Origin of the sequence: Flavobacterium cerinum, from assembly GCF_024496085.1 — a bacterium.
GTDB classification, from domain to species: Bacteria; Bacteroidota; Bacteroidia; order Flavobacteriales; family Flavobacteriaceae; genus Flavobacterium; species Flavobacterium cerinum_A.
Genome location: NZ_CP101751.1, coordinates 3,707,414 through 3,725,750, shown reverse-complemented (window position 1 = coordinate 3,725,750; position 18,337 = coordinate 3,707,414). Strand labels below are relative to the sequence as shown.

16 protein-coding genes are annotated in these 18,337 nt (G+C 37.9%); 9 read left to right on the top strand and 7 right to left on the bottom strand.

The features are described from left to right. Nucleotides 1-35: 35 nt before the first annotated feature. The 5 genes from NOX80_RS16830 to NOX80_RS16810 all read right to left on the bottom strand — a co-directional run bounded on the left by NOX80_RS16830 (nt 36) and on the right by NOX80_RS16810 (nt 5,152). The gene (locus NOX80_RS16830; RefSeq protein WP_256550975.1) at nt 36-497 is read right to left on the bottom strand and encodes an MAG6450 family protein; all 462 of its coding nucleotides are present in this window, start codon (nt 495-497) and stop codon (nt 36-38) included. Next, nucleotides 481-957 carry a Panacea domain-containing protein gene (locus NOX80_RS16825; RefSeq protein WP_256550974.1) on the bottom strand — a complete coding sequence of 159 codons (477 nt, stop codon included), beginning with the start codon at nt 955-957 and terminating at the stop codon, nt 481-483. The genes NOX80_RS16830 and NOX80_RS16825 overlap by 17 nt, the downstream gene beginning before the upstream one ends. 133 nt (nt 958-1,090) lie before the next feature. After that, nucleotides 1,091-2,506: an alkaline phosphatase gene (locus NOX80_RS16820; protein WP_256550973.1), complete on the bottom strand. Its 1,416-nt coding sequence runs from the start codon at nt 2,504-2,506 to the stop codon at nt 1,091-1,093. A 123-nt stretch (nt 2,507-2,629) separates the two neighbouring features. Then, a complete protein-coding gene (gene lysA, locus NOX80_RS16815; protein WP_256550972.1) occupies nt 2,630-3,838 on the bottom strand; it encodes a diaminopimelate decarboxylase in 1,209 nt (402 codons plus the stop codon). A gap of 288 nt (nt 3,839-4,126) precedes the next feature. Continuing rightward, nucleotides 4,127-5,152 (bottom strand): threonine aldolase family protein, encoded by a 1,026-nt coding sequence (locus tag NOX80_RS16810; protein WP_256550971.1) that lies wholly within the window; start codon nt 5,150-5,152, stop codon nt 4,127-4,129. Between the two features lie 49 nt (nt 5,153-5,201). Here NOX80_RS16810 and prfB point away from each other — a divergent pair. Together prfB and NOX80_RS16800 are read left to right on the top strand one after the other, a co-directional pair. Beyond that, nucleotides 5,202-6,303 (top strand): peptide chain release factor 2 gene (prfB, locus tag NOX80_RS16805; RefSeq protein ID WP_256550970.1). Its coding sequence is split into 2 segments (ribosomal slippage): nt 5,202-5,264 and nt 5,266-6,303, totalling 1,101 coding nucleotides; the frame shifts between segments, so codons are not numbered across the junction. Nucleotides 6,304-6,488: 185 nt separating this feature from the next. After that, a complete protein-coding gene (locus NOX80_RS16800; RefSeq protein WP_256549765.1) occupies nt 6,489-7,829 on the top strand; it encodes an IS1182 family transposase in 1,341 nt (446 codons plus the stop codon). A 140-nt stretch (nt 7,830-7,969) separates the two neighbouring features. On the opposite strand, the gene NOX80_RS16795 is transcribed toward NOX80_RS16800, so the two are convergent. Beyond that, entirely contained in the window at nt 7,970-9,040 is a 1,071-nt protein-coding gene (locus NOX80_RS16795) for an endonuclease (RefSeq protein ID WP_256550969.1), read from the bottom strand. Nucleotides 9,041-9,286: 246 nt separating this feature from the next. On the opposite strand from NOX80_RS16795, the gene NOX80_RS16790 reads away from it, so the two are divergent. After that, nucleotides 9,287-9,808 (top strand): hypothetical protein, encoded by a 522-nt coding sequence (locus NOX80_RS16790; RefSeq protein ID WP_256550968.1) that lies wholly within the window; start codon nt 9,287-9,289, stop codon nt 9,806-9,808. A gap of 61 nt (nt 9,809-9,869) precedes the next feature. Here NOX80_RS16790 and NOX80_RS16785 read toward each other — a convergent pair whose 3' ends face one another. Continuing rightward, the gene (locus NOX80_RS16785; protein WP_256550967.1) at nt 9,870-11,567 is read right to left on the bottom strand and encodes a T9SS type A sorting domain-containing protein; all 1,698 of its coding nucleotides are present in this window, start codon (nt 11,565-11,567) and stop codon (nt 9,870-9,872) included. 269 nt (nt 11,568-11,836) lie between these two features. Here NOX80_RS16785 and NOX80_RS16780 point away from each other — a divergent pair, with 269 nt between their 5' ends. From NOX80_RS16780 to NOX80_RS16755, 6 genes are all read left to right on the top strand, one after another. After that, nucleotides 11,837-14,026: a glutamine synthetase III family protein gene (locus tag NOX80_RS16780; protein WP_256550966.1), complete on the top strand. Its 2,190-nt coding sequence runs from the start codon at nt 11,837-11,839 to the stop codon at nt 14,024-14,026. 306 nt (nt 14,027-14,332) lie between these two features. Further along, nucleotides 14,333-15,151, top strand: a complete 819-nt coding sequence (locus tag NOX80_RS16775) for a hypothetical protein (protein WP_256550965.1) — start codon at nt 14,333-14,335, stop codon at nt 15,149-15,151. A 68-nt stretch (nt 15,152-15,219) separates the two neighbouring features. Beyond that, a complete protein-coding gene (locus NOX80_RS16770; RefSeq protein WP_256550964.1) occupies nt 15,220-15,702 on the top strand; it encodes a hypothetical protein in 483 nt (160 codons plus the stop codon). 10 nt (nt 15,703-15,712) lie between these two features. Continuing rightward, nucleotides 15,713-16,429 carry a curli production assembly/transport protein CsgE gene (locus NOX80_RS16765; RefSeq protein WP_256550963.1) on the top strand — a complete coding sequence of 239 codons (717 nt, stop codon included), beginning with the start codon at nt 15,713-15,715 and terminating at the stop codon, nt 16,427-16,429. 16 nt (nt 16,430-16,445) lie between these two features. Continuing rightward, nucleotides 16,446-16,895 carry a curli production assembly/transport component CsgF gene (locus tag NOX80_RS16760; protein WP_256550962.1) on the top strand — a complete coding sequence of 150 codons (450 nt, stop codon included), beginning with the start codon at nt 16,446-16,448 and terminating at the stop codon, nt 16,893-16,895. Nucleotide 16,896: 1 nt separating this feature from the next. Further along, complete coding sequence (locus NOX80_RS16755; protein ID WP_256550961.1) at nt 16,897-18,333, top strand: CsgG/HfaB family protein; 1,437 nt, start codon at nt 16,897-16,899, stop codon at nt 18,331-18,333. Nucleotides 18,334-18,337 lie beyond the last annotated feature (4 nt).

The following is an 18,337-nucleotide window of genomic DNA, read 5'->3' as shown; positions in this document are numbered from 1 at the left end:
AAAGTAGGTTCTATTAGCGCAATAATAATTTAAGATTAATGGGTAATCTTATGTTCCCGGTCTAACCAGCATAGATAAAAAACAGATTTATTTCTAAAACCGTGTACTCTTTTTTTTGCGTCGACTCTTAATTCAAACAGCGTTATATCCTGTGATAAATTATTTTTGAATTCGGGATTTGGATATTTTGTTACCGGTATAATAGTGTAAGCTATTCCGTTTTTTTGAATTTTTCTGGCCGTAGCATATACTTGCGTCCAGGTATATTGATGTACTTTTTTATAGAAATTCCAAAAATCATTCATGTCTTGTTTGGACCAGTCTGAAAAACACTGGTAGTTATTTTGTAGGTGTAAAAAAGAAATGATTAGTTTTAAATCATCACCATTTTCATTCGTTCCAATCAAATGCGTTGCCGTTTTATTGATATAGACTGTTTCCGTATTTGTCTTTACAACGTCTTTATTGATATAGAAACTTTTATGCTGTTTTGCCATTGTTTAAATCCGAATAAAAGCGTTCCATGGTTTGGTGTGTGATTATGGCATTGGAACGTTCCCATTCATTGAGATTGACTCGGGCATCGATCCATGGTTTTTCGGAATGGGTTAAGGCTTCTAAATAGGTAGCAGAATGTTCATTATAGATTTCAAAAACTTCATTTAAAAGTTTTTCTGTTTCTACATTGTCAAATACGATCTTTTCCAAATTAATACTGGAAGGATCTATCCGATCATTTCTCAGTATATATGAAAAGCGGGAATATTGACTCGGAACAACTGGTCCGTGTGCCCATGCCTGAATTTCTTCTTTAAATAAAGGTGTTTTAAAGATAGCTAAATGCCATGCCTGACAATAATAGAGGAGTTTTTGTAATTTCAGAGGAGAGATGGTATCACCGGCATTGGTGTTAACTTTTGAAATAATCCAGTCTGCAATTTGTTTACTCGTTTTCATACTTATAAATATACAAATTTTCAATTTACATTGACCAGACTAAATTGCAGCGTCTTATTTTGACTTTTTTTTGACTTTTAAAAACCTGTCGGATCCCGAAGACCTGACAGGTTTAAAAAGCGATTGAACCGGATTAAAATTTATTCTCAACTTCAGCAGCCTGAAGCATCAGGTAATGCAAATCTGTATTTTTTACAAAAGGTTTTAGTAAATCACTACCCGGTCCGAACATGGCCAGCTCCACATAATCTGCGGAGTGATCCATACTGATCCAACCTACGGAGTTTGTTTTCTGTTGCATTTCGGAAAAGGCTTTATACGGTAATTTTTTATAGTTGTATAAACCTTCTTCTTTATGTAATCCGTCATAATAGCTTAAAACGGTTTTAGCTTCGTCATCAGATATGGTTTTTCCGTTTGCATATTCGATAATTTCGTGCACCTGCTTAACGGTCGATTGCGGACTAATAGCGTTTAAAACCCACTCGTTGGTTTGCGTATAATTTTGAATACTATCGAAATTTGCATTCGCATATTTACCATAAATAACACCCGGATTGGCATTTCCATGGTCAGTCGTGATGATCACTAAAGTTTCTTTATCTTTTTCAGCAAAATCGATAGCCACTTTTACCGCTTCATCAAAGGCAACCTGATCGTAAATCAAAGCTCCGATGTCATTAGCATGTGCCGCCCAATCCACTTTTCCGCCTTCGATCTGTAATACAAAACCGTTTTTGTGGTTTTTCATACGATCGATTGCTTTTTGAGCCATTTCAGCCAATGTCGGAATATTTTCGGTTAACTCCTTGCTGCTTTTACGGTCAATGCTATACGGAAGTGCGTCATCGTAGAATACGCCCAATGTCGGTTTATTGTTATCCGAAGCCAGCATTTCTTTACGATTGCGAACTACCTGATATCCTTTAGTCCGATAAGCCGCATAAACATCTTTTTTATCTTTTCTGATTTCCGGACTAAAGTAAGTGTTTCCACCGCCCATCATGATGTCAAAACCCAAATCAAGGTATTGTTCCGCGATATCTTCCTGAGCGTTACGACTTTTACTGTTCACACAAAAACCCGCCGGAGTTGCATGTGTAATCGGTACTGTAGTGACACAGCCCGCCATTTTTCCGGCTTTTTTGAATTTTTGCCAGATCGGCATATGTACTTCACCATTAGGACCAACGTTAAGAGAACCGTTGTTAACGCGGAATCCGCCACCCCATGAAGAACTACCGGCAGAAGAATCCGTTACGATAGAACTCGCTGAAGCCGTATCCATTAAGGCGCGATTCACTCTGTTGTCGCGGTATAACTGTAACCAGTTTGAACCTTTTCCCATTTTACGATTCAAGTATAAGTCGGCCATATTTAATGTACCGGTACTCATTCCGTCGCTAACCAGGAAAATAATATTTTTTGCTTTTTTATTTTTTCGAATTGTATCAAATTCAACCGTATTCGAAACGGCGTCCAATGGATTCACAAGGGCTGCACCCAAAGTAAAAATCGAACCGTTTCGGAAAAATCTCCTTCTGTCCATGTTGTATAATGCTGTAATTAGGCTTCAAAGTTAAAAAACAATTGGTTAAGCCGTTTTATCTTAGTGTTATTTTAAGCAAAAAGAGCCAAATTGTATGGCTCTTTTCTTAAAATGATCCTGATTTTATTCAAAATCGACTATAATTTGGTTTCGAATGATATCTTCAAAGGTTTCTCTTTCGCGAATCAGATGCGCTTTATTGTTATACCAAAGCACTTCGGCCGGACGTACTCGTGAGTTATAATTGGATGACATCGAATAACAATAAGCTCCTGCATTTCGGAAACAGAGTAAATCACCTTCCTTGATTTCTGCAATTCTGCGATTACTGCCAAAAGTATCCGTTTCACAGATATAGCCTACTACTGTATAAAAACGTTCTTTTCCTTTTGGATTGGAAAGGTTTTCAATATAATGTTCCGATCCGTAGAACATCGGGCGGATCAGGTGATTAAAACCACTGTCGATTCCCGCAAATACGGTTGAGGTGGTTTGTTTTACCACGTTTACTTTGGCTAAAAAATATCCGGCTTCACTTACCAGAAATTTACCCGGTTCAAAAGCCAGTGTCAAATCGCGGCCGTATTCTTTACAAAACGTATTAAAACGACGGGATAATTTTTTACCCAGTTCTTCTACGTTCGTTTCAATATCACCTTTTTTATAGGGTACTTTAAAGCCACTTCCGAAATCGATAAATTCCAGTTCTTTAAAATGTTTGGCTGTTTCAAATAATATTTCGGCTGCATATAAGAACACTTCAATGTCCAAAATATCCGAACCGGTGTGCATATGGATTCCGTTGATATGCATCTTTGTATTTTCAATGATTCGCAACAAATGCGGAACCTGATGAATTGAAATTCCGAATTTACTATCGATATGGCCTACTGAAATATTGGAGTTTCCGCCGGCCATGACATGGGGATTGATTCGGATACAAACCGGAGTGTTCGGATGTTTGGCTCCGAATTGTTCTAATATGGATAAATTATCAATGTTGATTTGAACGCCTAGTTGCGCTACTTCCTCGATTTCTTCCATCGAAACCCCGTTAGGCGTATAGATGATACTTTCGGGGGTATAACCTGCAAGCAGACCTAACTGTACCTCTTGTATCGATACAGTGTCAAGACCTGACCCCATCTTCTTCAGTAGCTTAAGAACAGATAGGTTTGACAATGCCTTGACTGCATAATTAATACGCAACTTTTCCACCTTGGAAAAAGCATTGGTTAAACGTTGGTACTGTGATTGAATTTTGTCGGCGTCGTATACGTATACAGGACTGCCAAATTCTTCCGCTACTGAAAGTAAATGATTGATTTGCATGCTATATAAATTTGTTAATAAAAGCAAATATATAAATCATCTCTTTTGATGCGATATTGTTGTTGATAATTAACAAATATGTAGTAAATGATGGTAAAAGTGTATTTTTTAGGTATTTATTCGAGTTTAAATTGATGATTATTTAAATAAAAGTCTGTTTTTCTGGTGCGGAAAGAGTAGTGAAGTATGAGAATATTCGACTGATTGTTAGTGATTTAATCGAGTAGAATAAAAAAACCGTTAAAGATGTGATATTTTTAACGGTTTTTAATTTTTATAACAAAAAGTTTAAATTGTCATTTTTTGTAAGGTTTCCAATACGTAAGAATGCATTACTTCGCGATAATCCAAATGGGTTACCAAACGTAATTTTCCTTTTCCCATTGAACTGATAAAGATGTTTTTTTGTTTTAATTTTTCAATAATTGCATTTTCGTTATACTGCGGTTTTACTGAAAAAATAAGGATATTGGTTTCAACGGGTTCCACTTTGTTTACCCAATGTAATTCTTTTAAAACCGATCCGATTTGTCTGGCTCTTCGATGATCCTCTTCCAGTCGGCCTACATGATGTTGCAGTGCATATAGTCCCGCAGCAGCAAGATATCCGGCCTGACGCATACCGCCACCTAATATTTTCCGAATTCGTAAAGCCCTATGTATATCGTCACGGCTTCCCAATAAAACAGATCCTACCGGAGCACCTAAGCCTTTGGATAAACAAACTGATATGGTATCAAATAATTCACCGTACTGTTTCGGGTGTTGTCGTTTGGCTACCAAAGCATTCCATAAACGGGCACCATCCAGATGATATTTTAATTCATGTTCACGGCAAACCTGTCGTATCCGTTTCAATTCTTCGATATCATAACAAGCACCGCCTCCTTTATTGGTTGTATTTTCGATACTAACCAAACGGGTTAACGGACTGTGATAGAATTCCGGATCATTGATATTGGCTTCTACCTGAGCAGCGGTTATCATGCCTCGGTCACCATCTACCAAACAGCAGGAAACGCCACTGTTAAAAGAAGCACCACCACCTTCATAATGAAAAATGTGGGACCATTTGTCGCATATAATTTGTTCGCCGGGATTTGTATGTAATTTTATTGCGGTCTGATTGGCCATGGTTCCGGATGGAAAAAAAAGAGCGGCTTCCATTCCGAATAAATCCGCTACGGTCTCTTCTAATTCGATCACCGTGGGATCCTGCTTATACACGTCATCGCCTACTTTGGCCCGGAACATTTGCTGAAGCATTTCGGGAGTAGGTTTCGTAACGGTATCGCTAACTAAATTTATTTCCATATATTTAAAAAGGAATGTCTATTTTTGCGGGTATAAAACTACGATATTTATGGTAAATACCGAACAGATTAAGGATATTATTGAGCGCCTTGGTGCGTTAAGGAGGTATCTTTGACATCGATAAAAAACAGATAGAGATTACCAACGAGGAAGAGAAAACCTTTGCACCGGATTTTTGGAATAACGCCAAAGAGGCCGAACTTATTGTTAAAAACATCCGATCCAAGAAAAAATGGGTGGAAGACTATGAAAAAGGAATGGCATTGGCAGAAGAGCTTCAGATTCTTCAGGAATTTTTCAGAGAAGGTGAAGCCACTGAGGAAGAATTGGATAAGCAATATGAACTGACCAATTCTCATATCGAAAATCTGGAGTTTAGAAATATGCTTTCTGACGAAGGAGATAGTATGAGCGCCGTGCTGCAAATTACGGCCGGAGCCGGAGGAACAGAAAGTTGTGACTGGGCTGCAATGTTGATGCGAATGTATTTGATGTGGGGTGAAAGTCAGGGATATAAAATCAAAGAGTTGAACTTCCAGGAAGGAGAGGTTGCCGGTGTTAAAACAGTGACCCTTGAATTTGAAGGCGATTATTCGTTTGGTTATCTGAAAGGAGAAAACGGAGTACACCGACTGGTTCGTATTTCGCCTTTTGACAGTAATGCGAAACGGCATACTTCATTTGCTTCGGTTTATGTATATCCTTTAGCGGATGATACTATTGAAATTGAAATCAGTCCTTCTGATATTTCATGGGAAACGATGCGATCCAGTGGAGCCGGAGGGCAAAATGTAAATAAGGTGGAAACAGCGGTACGTTTACGTCACCATCCGACCGGAATTATCATTGAAAACTCGGAAACCCGTTCGCAGCTTGATAATAAAACCAAAGCAATGCAATTGCTGAAATCGCAGTTGTATGAGATTGAGTTAAAGAAACGTCAGGCAAAACGAGATGAAATCGAAGCCAATAAGATGAAAATTGAATGGGGATCGCAAATCCGAAACTACGTTATGCATCCGTATAAATTGGTAAAAGATGTTCGAACCGGATATGAAACCAGCGATGTTGATGGCGTAATGGACGGAGAACTGGACGAATTCTTAAAAGCCTATCTGATGATGATGGGGCAAAAAGAAGATACGAATTAACATCAGACAGGTTTTCCAAACCTAATTAAACCAGACAGGTTTTTCAAACCTAATATACCTGACAGGTTTTGAAAACCTGTCAGGTATGAAAGGGGCTGTCTCAAAAGTGAGGCAGCCTCAATTTTTTTATACAAATAAGGGAGCCCGAGAGCTCCCTATATTTTGCAAGTTTGTTAACTTGCGGTGTGTATAATAAATCAAAAGTAGTCTTTAAAGATTACAATCCCAAGCAAAATTTTCTACTTCCTCCGAGTTTAGAGGAGCTGATAGAACTCAACCATCCAGTAAGAACCGTTTCCGATGTGATTGACGGTCTTGATTTGGAATGCCTTATTAAGAATTACAAACCAGGCGGCACTTCCAGTTACCATCCCCGCATGCTTCTTAAAGTGTTGGTTTATGGTTATTTGTGCAATATTTTTTCCAGCCGCAGGCTTGAGGAAGCCTTGAAGCAGAATATCCATTTTATGTGGTTAAGCGGTATGAGCCGTCCTGACCATAATACTATAAACCGCTTTAGGAGTGAACGCCTTAAAGATGAGGTACGCAGCATCTTTACCCAGGTTGTATTGCTTTTAGAATCCCAGGGACATGTGAGCCTTAAAACTGTTTTTACCGATGGTACAAAAATAGAAGCCAATGCCAACCGGTACACTTTTGTATGGGGCAGATCCATCGAAAGGAATAAAAGGCGCATAGAAGAGCAGCTTCAGGACTTATGGGAGTATACGCAGCAAGTTGCCGCTACTGAATCTAAAGACAAGACAGAAGTTGAGTTTAAGGCTATTGACAAGGAAGCTGTTGAAAAGACTATTAAGAAGATTGACACCGCCCTTAAAGGCAAAAAGATATGCCCTAAAGTACGGCAGAAGCTTAACTATGCCCGTAAGAACTGGCCTGCAAACCTTGAGAAGTATGCTAAGCAAGAAGATATAATGGGTAAGCGAAACAGCTTTTGTAAGACCGATACTGATGCTACTTTTATGCGGATGAAAGAAGACCACATGAAGAACGGACAGTTAAAACCGGGATATAACTTACAGATAAGCACACACAACCAGTTCATTGTAAATTACTCTTTACACCCTAATCCCAATGATACAAGGACGCTACCCGAACATATAAAAATTTTTAAAGAACACTACAATAGACTACCTGAAGAACTTGTGGCTGATGCAGGTTATGGTTCGCAGGAAAACTACACATTACTTGATAATGAAGGTGTTGAAGCATATGTAAAATATAATCATTTTGACAAAGACACCAGAACAGGAATACCAAGTATCTCTTTATCTAATCCCGAAGTAGCCCAGTTAAGAACAAAAGCTTATAACCTGCTCGTAACCGACAGGGGAAAGGAACTCAGAAAGCAACGCTGTCATGATGTAGAAACCGTGTTTGCCCAGATAAAAAACAACAAAGGCTTCCGCAGGTATAATCTGCGTAGCAAAGCCAAGGCCGAAGTGGAAACGGCATTACTTGCTATGGCTCATAACCTCAAAAAATGCCCTGTTAGGACATCATAAAAGGGATAATTTTCTCTTTTTTGAAAAGTAGATGCTTTTACTGGCTAAAAGAGACATCAAAATAGCTAAATCAGAAAAAATAAATCAGAAGATTGTCGGCAATAAAAAAGGGGATGTCCTTTTGAGACAGCCCCTTTTATTTAATTGATGATCACTTTTTTGGTAGTCGACTGACTATCGGCGGTCATTTTAATAAGATAGAATCCTTGAGGTAAGTTTTCTACGGTATAAGTTCCCTGATTTCCTACAGGTTTGTTGATTTGTTGTATTACTTGTCCGTTTAAGGTAATCAACATAATTTCATCCAGTTCTTTTTCCGATTGAATATTAATACGGTTAGTGTTGGACGGATTTGGATAAACATTGATATTCGCTAAAGCTTCGAATGTTTCGGTTGCTAAAGCCTGACCCCAGATCATTTCAACATATTCAGGATGATCAATAAATGGATTACGATTCCCTTGAAAAGTATAGATGGCATTATTACGGGCAATTTCACGCGGACTTACCGGATCCTGATTATGCCAGGTCAGTAGTAGGTTTTTAAACCAGTTGCTCAGAGCCTGATTACTGGTGTTGTTTAACATCGCATGATTCCAGTTGGCTACTTTGTCTTCATAACGAGTTACAAAGTACAGTAAGCAACGGGCAACATCCCCTTTAAATTCATCGATCGGTTCAAATACTTTTCCGGAATATCCCGCAGTCACGTTATTTCCCAGTTTAGAACCGTTTCTTGAAGTCCATGTCGGATTGCTTACTTTTCCGAAAGCAAAATTACTACGCATACCGTTTACTTTCCCGTCGGTCGGTAAAATATGATGTGCATCGGAAACCATTGGCGAAGCTTCGTTAAAAACGCTTTGCGGCATTAAGTGTTCCCGGTTAAAACAATCGCCTTCATTGCTGTAGTTACCGCAACGATCACCGGTATTGGTAGCAGAATAATTGTAATAATCCGGACCATCCGGTTTTTCAGAGTAAATATCCAGAATGGTACCGTCGTTTTCGTAAAAATAATCACGATCGGATGTTTGATAACAGGTGTAAAGCGCGTTATAGCTTTTAGCGTTATGCCCTTTAATAATGTTATACAATTGCGTTTTTAGTGTGTAGCCCGTTCCGGTTGCCGTATTGTAATATCCCTGAGGGATCTGAGCAAAAGCGGTTGCTACCGACATTAAAAATGCTGATAGATAAAGTTTATTCATAGTGGATTAATTTTGGACGGCAAATGTAAGTCCTTTATCCGGTAGCCAAAAGAATTTTAACTGTTAAAGTTTTTTCGATTTTAATAAAGTTAAGATCTTGTTTTTTAGTGTTTTATTGTTATTTGATCAATATTTAATGGCTGATTTAATTATATTTAAAAGAGTAAGCTAAAGTGATAACAAAAGGATTATATTTTGGCCTGATTATTGTTTTATCTTTGTTATAATCTATAAAACCAAATAAATATGAAAAAGATAATTTTACTATTAACCGTTGTAGCTGCTTTTGTTTTCCAGGGATGCGAAGGACCGGAAGGACCACAAGGGCCTACAGGACCGTCAGGAGATACGATCAGTGAAGTATTTGAAGTGACTCGATCTTTTAATGCCGGTAATAATTTCTCAAGCATCATTCCGTTGAATCCGCAAATCTATGCATCTGATGTTGTATTGGTGTATTTGCTTTGGGATACTGTAAATCCGACAACACCGGTTTGGAGATTGATGCCGCAAACAGTTCAGTTAGAGCAGGGAGATTTATTGTATAATTATGATTTTACAAGATCAGATGTGAATCTTTTTTTAAGTTCTGCTGACTTTGATCTTAATATATTAGGACCTCAATGGACACAAAATCAAACATTCCGAATTGTGATTGTGCCGGGTTATTTTTCTAAAAATGCAACTAAGCAGGTTGATTTTTCTAACTATAATGAAGTGATCAAAACATTTAATATTGATGACTCGAAAGTGAAAGTATTGAAATAAGAATCTTGATAATTATATAAGAAAAGGGCTGCTAAAATTTTTGGCAGCCCTTTTCTGTGGTCTATTCTTTAATAACTCTTTTGTTTATTTTCTGATTATCATTTTCTAGAGTTATGATGTATGTGCCTCTAGGTAATTCGGAAATATCAATTTGTGTAGAATCATGATTTAGGATTTTATCATTGATAACCTGTCTGCCTGTTAAGTCAAAAAGCTTAACGATGAGAGGGAGCGAATCATTATTTTGGTTTATAGTGAGTATTGAAGAAGTAGGATTAGGGTAAATGGTAATTTCTAATTCTTTGATCTTAATTTCCGTTTCGCTTTTAAGTTCGAGGTTATTGATTGTGATGTCGGAATTCATTTTTGATGAACCTATTTGGTAATTATACGTTACGATGTTACTTATATAGCTTATATCAGTTGATCGATCAGTTATAATTCGTCTAAGGTAAACCGGGTAGTTTCTTCGACCACCAGATCCTCTTCCTGAAGATTTTGGTTGATAATGATAGTTGTTGGCTCCATATATGTTTGTCCAAGTCTGTTGGTCAAGTGATGATTGCCATTGATACAAAAGATCTCCGGTAAGATAAATTGGACCGGTACCATTAGCTGCCGGTATGTTGTTCATATCAGTAATTGTCTGATCACAGCAAATTGAATTTCCAACATTTGTATTGCTGATTGTATAAACGCTGATAACATTGCTGCTTGCAGTATTCCAGTTGAAACGAGAATCCTCGGGATTTTCAATTATTAATCGTCTGTATTCTACAACGCCGGTTGTAACTGGAGGTGTATAGTTTTGACCATTTGCTCCCGGAATATCTTTCCATCCGTAAGTTGCCATATAGTTTTTGTAACCGGACCAATTTATTTCATGGGTTTTTACAATTCTCTGTTGCCATTGATAATGAGTAAGAGGGATGATATTTGTAACTTGATTGCCTCTTCCTCCTGTAACATATGACAGTGTTGCTGAATTTCCGTTTATTGTTTGTGGTGAGGTTCCTTGAGTAATATATTGGCTTGATGATATTGTGTTGTCAATGGTTAAAGCTACATTACCAATACTTTTGAATATAGGGCGTACATGGATATCAAAGTCACATGATGATGGGTAGGAAGCTCCGATATCTCTTAAATTGATTCTTGCTGAGCTGTAAACAGGTTGTCCGGGTCCGATAAAAACATAATAAGGAAAGTTTTCGGGTGTTATATACCATTCTTGATATTGAGGATCGTGATGTGGTAAGATTGGTATACCATTATAAGGGACAAATTCGTATAATGAACAAGTATTACTACCTCCTCCATTTCCGGGATCGGTAGGAGTAGAGATTATTTTAATGGGATAATTACTGCTTTTGTATTTTAAACCGCTGTATGTTTGGTATTCAGCATATATAAAACCTCCTTCTGGATAAAATTGAGCAGAGTTTAAAGAGAATAGTATTTGTCTTACTGCGGTAGTTCCCCCTAAAAAAAGCAAACCACCACTATCTCCTCCGTTAGCAACTATTGCTGGTGATGTTGTGTCTTTTTTGTAGTAAATTTTAAGAGTGCCAGGGTAAGAGTCGCTGGGTGGTGCTGGCATATTTACTGTAGTATATACGGTTACGCTGTGGGAAGATGTATTAATAGGGATGTTAATAGAATTTCCGCTGTGGCCTGTCAATACTTGTAAGGTAACGGTTTGTGCGTGAATAGCTGCTATACTTAATAGTAAAAAGAGCAAAAGGTTAATTTTTTTCATTGTAAAATGTTTTTATTGTTGTAAAAATACTTATAATGGCGGGTTTTGTTGTAAAAAATATAGGATAAATTTTACGTTTTAGTAAGATGGATCATTCTTTTTGATATTTGTTTTTTAATTTAGTTTGAAATTAAAAGGGGTGTTTATGTTTTTAAATGCATTATTTTTATTTTAACCCCTAAAAAAATAGGGGTGTTTTGTTTTTTAATTAAAAAATAATATAAATTTGCACGATAAAACAATAGGTATAAATAAAAAACACAACTTTTATGTCAACATTTCGTTTTCAGGCTTTAAAAGAAGCTAGCAGCAGAAAACCCGTAGCGGTAGAAGAACTGGACAAAAAATCTTTGATTTTTGGCAGTAACGTATTTAATGATAAGGCGATGCGTCAGTTTTTGACGGGCGAAGCGTATCAGGCCGTGAAAAGTGCTGTCCAGCACGGAACAAAAATCGACAGAAGATTAGCCGAATATATTGCGATGGGAATGAAAGAGTGGGCTTTATCAAAAGGAGTGACACATTATACCCACTGGTTTCAACCGTTAACCGGAACAACAGCCGAAAAACACGATGCTTTTTTCGAAACCTCATTTGACGGAAGTGATCCGGTAGAAAAATTCGGAGGAAGTCAGTTAGTACAACAAGAACCGGATGCATCCAGCTTCCCGAACGGAGGAATCCGTAACACGTTTGAAGCAAGAGGATATACCGCATGGGATCCGACATCACCGGCTTTTATCTTTGGTACTACATTGTGTATTCCAACTGTTTTTATCTCTTATACCGGTGAAGCATTGGATTATAAAACACCTTTATTACGTGCTCTGCATGCAATTGATCAAGCAGCAACCGACGTGGCACGTTATTTTGATAAAAATGTAAAAAAAGTAACCCCAACCTTAGGATGGGAACAGGAATACTTTTTAGTCGACAGTGCGTTAGCAGCATCAAGACCGGACATTATGGCTACCGGAAGAACTTTATTAGGACATACATCAGCCAAAGGACAACAATTAGAAGACCATTATTTCGGATCAATTCCAACGCGTGTGCTAAACTATATGCGTGATCTGGAAAATGAATGTATGTTATTGGGAATCCCGGTAAAAACACGTCATAACGAAGTAGCGCCGAACCAGTTTGAGTTGGCACCTATTTTTGAAGAAACCAACTTAGCCGTTGACCATAACTCTTTATTAATGGACGTAATGCAAAAAGTGGCGGAACGTCATTTCTTTAAAGTATTATTCCACGAAAAACCATTTAAAGGGGTTAATGGTTCCGGAAAACATAATAACTGGTCATTGGCAACAGATACCGGAGTTAATTTGTTAAGTCCGAGTAAAACACCGATGAGTAACCTGCAATTCCTGACTTTCTTTGTAAATACGATTAAAGCCGTATATAATAATGAAGAATTGGTAAGAGCGTCTATTGCCTCGGCAAGTAATGACCACCGTTTAGGAGCGAATGAAGCACCACCGGCAATTATTTCCGTATTTATCGGTCAGCAACTGACAAAAGTACTGGAAGAACTGGAAGGGGTATCAAAAGGGAAATTATCGCCTGAAGAAAAAACAGATCTTAAATTAAACGTAGTAGGGAAACTACCGGATGTGTTTTTGGATAATACAGACCGAAACAGAACATCTCCGTTTGCTTTTACAGGAAATAAATTCGAATTCCGTGCTGTTGGTTCATCTGCAAACTGTGCTAATTCCATGACAATCTTAAATACAATTGTAGCGAAACAATTAAAAGATTTTAAATTGGAAGTAGACAACCTGATTGAAGAAAAAGAGATGAAGAAGGATGATGCTATTTTTAACGTATTACGTGAATACATCAAACAATTCAAAAAAATACTTTTCGAAGGTGACGGATACAGCGAAGCATGGGAAAAAGAAGCTGCTAAAAGAGGATTGAGTAATCATAAAACAACTCCGAAAGCCTTAAAAGCAAAAGTGTCAAAACAGGCATTGGCTTTGTTTGAAGAAATGAACGTAATGAACCACGTTGAAATGGAAGCCCGTTATGAAATCGAATTGGAAGAATACGTGAAAAAAATCCAGATCGAAGGCCGTGTTTTAGGAGATATTGCCCGTAACCACGTAATCCCGACAGCTATCCGTTATCAAAATACATTAATTGAAAACGTAAAAGGTTTAAAAGAGATTTTCGGAAAAGATTTTGAAGCGATCGGAAAAGAACAAATCAGCCTGATTAAAGAAATCTCCAGCCATATTGCGGAAATGAACGCCAAAGTTGAAGAAATGACAGAAGAGCGTAAAAAAGCAAATGAAATGGATAAAATCGAAAAACAGGCGGAAGCATATTGTGAAAAAGTAAAACCATATTTCGATACCATTCGTTATCACAGTGACAAACTGGAACTTTTGGTCGATAATGAAATCTGGACTCTAACCAAATATAGGGAGTTACTTTTCACCAGATAAGGTTAGAAATCAATAATTTATATTTAATAAGCCTCAATTAATTGGGGCTTATTTTGTTAAAAAATAGTGCTACTCGTCTGTTTTTTTGTTCATTTTATAGAAAATTAAGTGTTTTTGTGAATAAAATCAAATGACAATATTTTCGAAAAGTATAAAATGGCTATCTTTGAAAAGGAAAATAACCACAATTTTCCACACTTCCATAACAAGTATTCCACACCGTTGTAATCGGTAAAAAGGAAACCCTTTTATCGTTTTGTACCTCATAATAAAAAGAGAAATTTTAACCAATTAAATATTTTTATTATGAAAAAAATGATTCTTTGCATCTCCGCGATGCTGTTAACCGCAGGGGCATTTGCCCAGTTCAATTTAAGTACGGTAAGCCAGACCGGAATCGGAAATATGTCCAATGTAAATCAGGCCGGACTTTTGAATATTTCTGATGTAGATCAGTTAGGATTTTTTAATAATTCTGACGTAGATCAGTTTGGAATTTTAAACATGTCATCTGTAGAACAGGTGGGATGGGGAAATGATGCCAGTGTCGCACAATGGGGTATTTTAAACCAATCATCTGTATACCAATTAGGTGCTTTTAACGATGCTAGTGTAGCTCAGATTGGTATTGCAAACAGCTCTGATATCCAACAAATCGGAATCGGAAATGATGCTTCTGTACTACAAATCGGTAGTTTAAATGACGCGAATGTATTACAGGTTGGTGTTGGTAATGCTGCAGCAATTATTCAGGCCGGTACCGGTAACGTAGCCGATCAGATTCAGTTTGGTGAAGATAATGCTGCTTTGGCAGTACAGGTTGGAGCCGATAACTATTCTATGCAAACACAAGTGGGTGAAGGTAACATAGCTGCAGCTTTCCAAACCGGAACAGGAAACCAATCTTATCAGTTCCAGTTAGGTGAAGACAATATGGCGGTTCACACTCAGGACGGATTCTATAACTTAGCAATAACTACTCAGGCCGGAGACGCTAACCTGTCTTTAATTGATCAGGATGGTGCCTTGAACTTTGCCTGGACTAACCAATCCGGTTTAGGACATATGAGTTTTGTAAATCAGGCCGGTATTGCTAACGTTTCTTTAGTAAACCAATCAAATTAATCCCATAGAAAAGAGGAGAGGTAAATGTAAAAAGTTAGCTCTCCTTTTTCCTCTAAATATAACCGATTATGAAAAGGATGTTGTCATATGGATTGTTATTCATCATGATTTCCGGTTCGCTTCTGGCTCAGGAAGTGCAGGACTTAAAGGAATTCGGATTGATCAAGCAACAGGAAATGGTGCAACAAGCTCAAAAAGAAAAAAGCTTTTCAGGAAATTCTATTGTAACAATCCAGCAGGTAGGCTATCAGAATTATGCTAATGTTACTGTAAAAGCAATGCAGAACAATATCAATGTAAGTCAACTGGGAAATCAGAATACGCTGGATCTGTATAAAAATGCAAGGGAAATCAATCAGTCGCTGGTGCAAAAAGGAAATAATAATACGATCAGTGATTTTTCAGCAAACCCTTATTCTATAATTAATAATCAGGTGATTCAATATGGTAACAATTTGAATTACACCAGTTACGGAACCAATTCGATATCCGACGATATGAAGATCATTCAAAGAGGAAACTCGGGCTCCGTACTCATATTTAACCGTTAATAAAAAGGCCATGAAACCGCTACACTTCATGCAGATATTGCTTCTTTCCGTTTCGATATCCGGTTATGCCCAGATAATGAACAAGGAAGTGAAAGCGAAAATAGAAACGACTGAATTCGAAAATATGCTGTCGGTTACCGGTACTGCCGAAAATGTAACGGATGTGCATAAAAGCATGCGGTACAAACTAACGGTTATTAAAAAAAATAAAAGAAGTAAAAACCTTTCGAATAATTCTCAGGATGGCCGGTTTACATTGGCACCGAATGAGAAAAAGATACTGTCCCGAACACAGGTCAACCTGTCTAAAGAAGATGAAACGATTCTTTTGTTGTTATTATATGATGAAGACGATAAAATCATCGGAAAAGACCGGATTGTAGTAGGTGAAGACGATAAAGCCGATCAACCGGCGGACGGATTGGAACTAACCGGAATCGTATCAGACGAAACCAAAACCAAGTTCGGAAAGGAATTCTATGATTATTTCTACGGAAAATATCAGGAAAAAAAACTAAACGCCCGTAAAATAGTAAAAGTAGAAGAAGAACTCAGTTTCGGGAGAACAACCCGAATCCGGGTAGTAATTGATAATGATTTGATAAATGAATTTGTTTCGAGACCCGATGAAGATTTTCTGGTTTATATGGCTGAAGAATCCATTGCCAGATTGATCAAATACTTTCAGGATGTCGAAAAACAAAAACAATATATAACACAGTATTAATTCTAGCTTTTGCATCATGAAAACAATCGTTTTTTTAGTGGTAAGTATACTTTTAGGAGGATATGCGCAGGCACAGGATTTGGTTTATAAACCAATAAATCCGGCCTTTGGAGGAGATACATTTAATTACCAGTGGTTGCTTAGTTCTGCCGATTCGCAGAATAAGTTTAAAGAACCGACAAGCGATTTGTATAAGCCGCAAACAGAATTGGAACGATTCAAAGAAAATTTAAATAACCAGTTGTTAAACTATATATCAAGATCACTATTTCAACAACAATACGGTGACGGCACCACAACAGGAGGAACCGGTACGGGTACCGGAACCGGTGGCGGACTACAACAGGGTACTTTCGTTTTCGGAAGCCTCTCTGTCGAAGTTTATCCGTCAAACGTTGGCGTGGTGGTCAATATACTTGATATTACAACCGGTGAAGAAACTCAAGTAATCATTCCAGGGAATTAATATGAAACGAGCAAAATTACTTTCGTTATTGCTGGCACTTACGTTATCGGGATGTGGCGCTTATTTTAATCAACCTACGGGTGTGCAAAAAGCGGCAATCGGAGAACCGACCCCGTCTACCAGTGCGCTAAAATCACTACCTCCTCCTAAGGAGCCGGTTGTGATCGGTGTCTATAAATTCAGGGACCAAACAGGGCAATATAAGCCTACTGAAACGGGAAGTACATTCAGTACCGCCGTTACTCAGGGTGCGACCTCCATCTTGATAAAAGCATTGGAAGATTCCAAATGGTTTACCCCGATCGAAAGGGAAAATCTGGCGAATCTGATGAATGAACGCAATATCATTCGCTCCACCAGACAAGAATACAACAAAGATCAAAAAGCGCCCGAAATGCAGCTGGCTCCGTTATTATATGCCGGTGTATTACTCGAAGGCGGTGTGATTTCCTATGACTCTAATATTATTACAGGCGGATATGGTGCCCGCTATTTCGGCGCCGGCGGATCGACACGTTACAAACAGGATCGGATCACAATTTACCTGCGATTGGTATCGACCTCAAACGGTAAAATTCTTAAAACGGTCTATGTGTCGAAAACAATTTTATCGCAATCGGTCGACGCTAGTTTGTTCCGTTATGTGGATTTTAAACGCTTGCTGGAAGTTGAAACCGGATTTACTAAAAATGAACCGATCCAGATGGCTATTACCGAAGCTATTGAAAAAGCGGTGGAAGGACTTATTATAGAAGGAATCCGGGACAATATATGGGAAGCTAAAGCACCGATTGCTAAATTGACAGAACTGATCAATAATTATGATAATGAAAAACAGGAAGCGGATGCATCGTTGTTATACGGTCGCCATTTTAGCGAACGTCGGGCCAGATTCGGTGTCGAATTAGGCGGTGGAGCTACATTGATGAACGGAGATTATCCGAATGCGGAATTAAAACCGATGATTCGCGGCGGATTAAAATATTTTTTCTGGCCGAATTTTAACCTTTCGGCTACATTGAACCCTTCGTGGTTTGGAAATAAAGATTACCTCGACGTAGGTTATCTCACCGGAGATGTAAATCTTGAATTGTTGATATTGCCCTACGACCGTTTTACGCCTTATATATTCGGAGGCGGTGGAATGGGAATCAATAGTGCCTATAAAAATTTGCATACAAAAATACAGTTTGGATTGGGTGTAGAATATTTACTCACAGACAATTTCGGACTCAAACTCTATGCAGAAAATAATATTACGTTTTCAGATAAGGTCGATTATCTGGTAATGGGAAAGAGAGATGATTATTATTGGCGTTTTGGAGCCGGGATTACCTATTATTTTCCAAAACAAAAGTATCCCAATAAAGCAATAAAAAAACATGTAGAAGCGAATCAAAAAACTACAGGTTATACCAACGGCTTTCCGGAAAATTAAATAC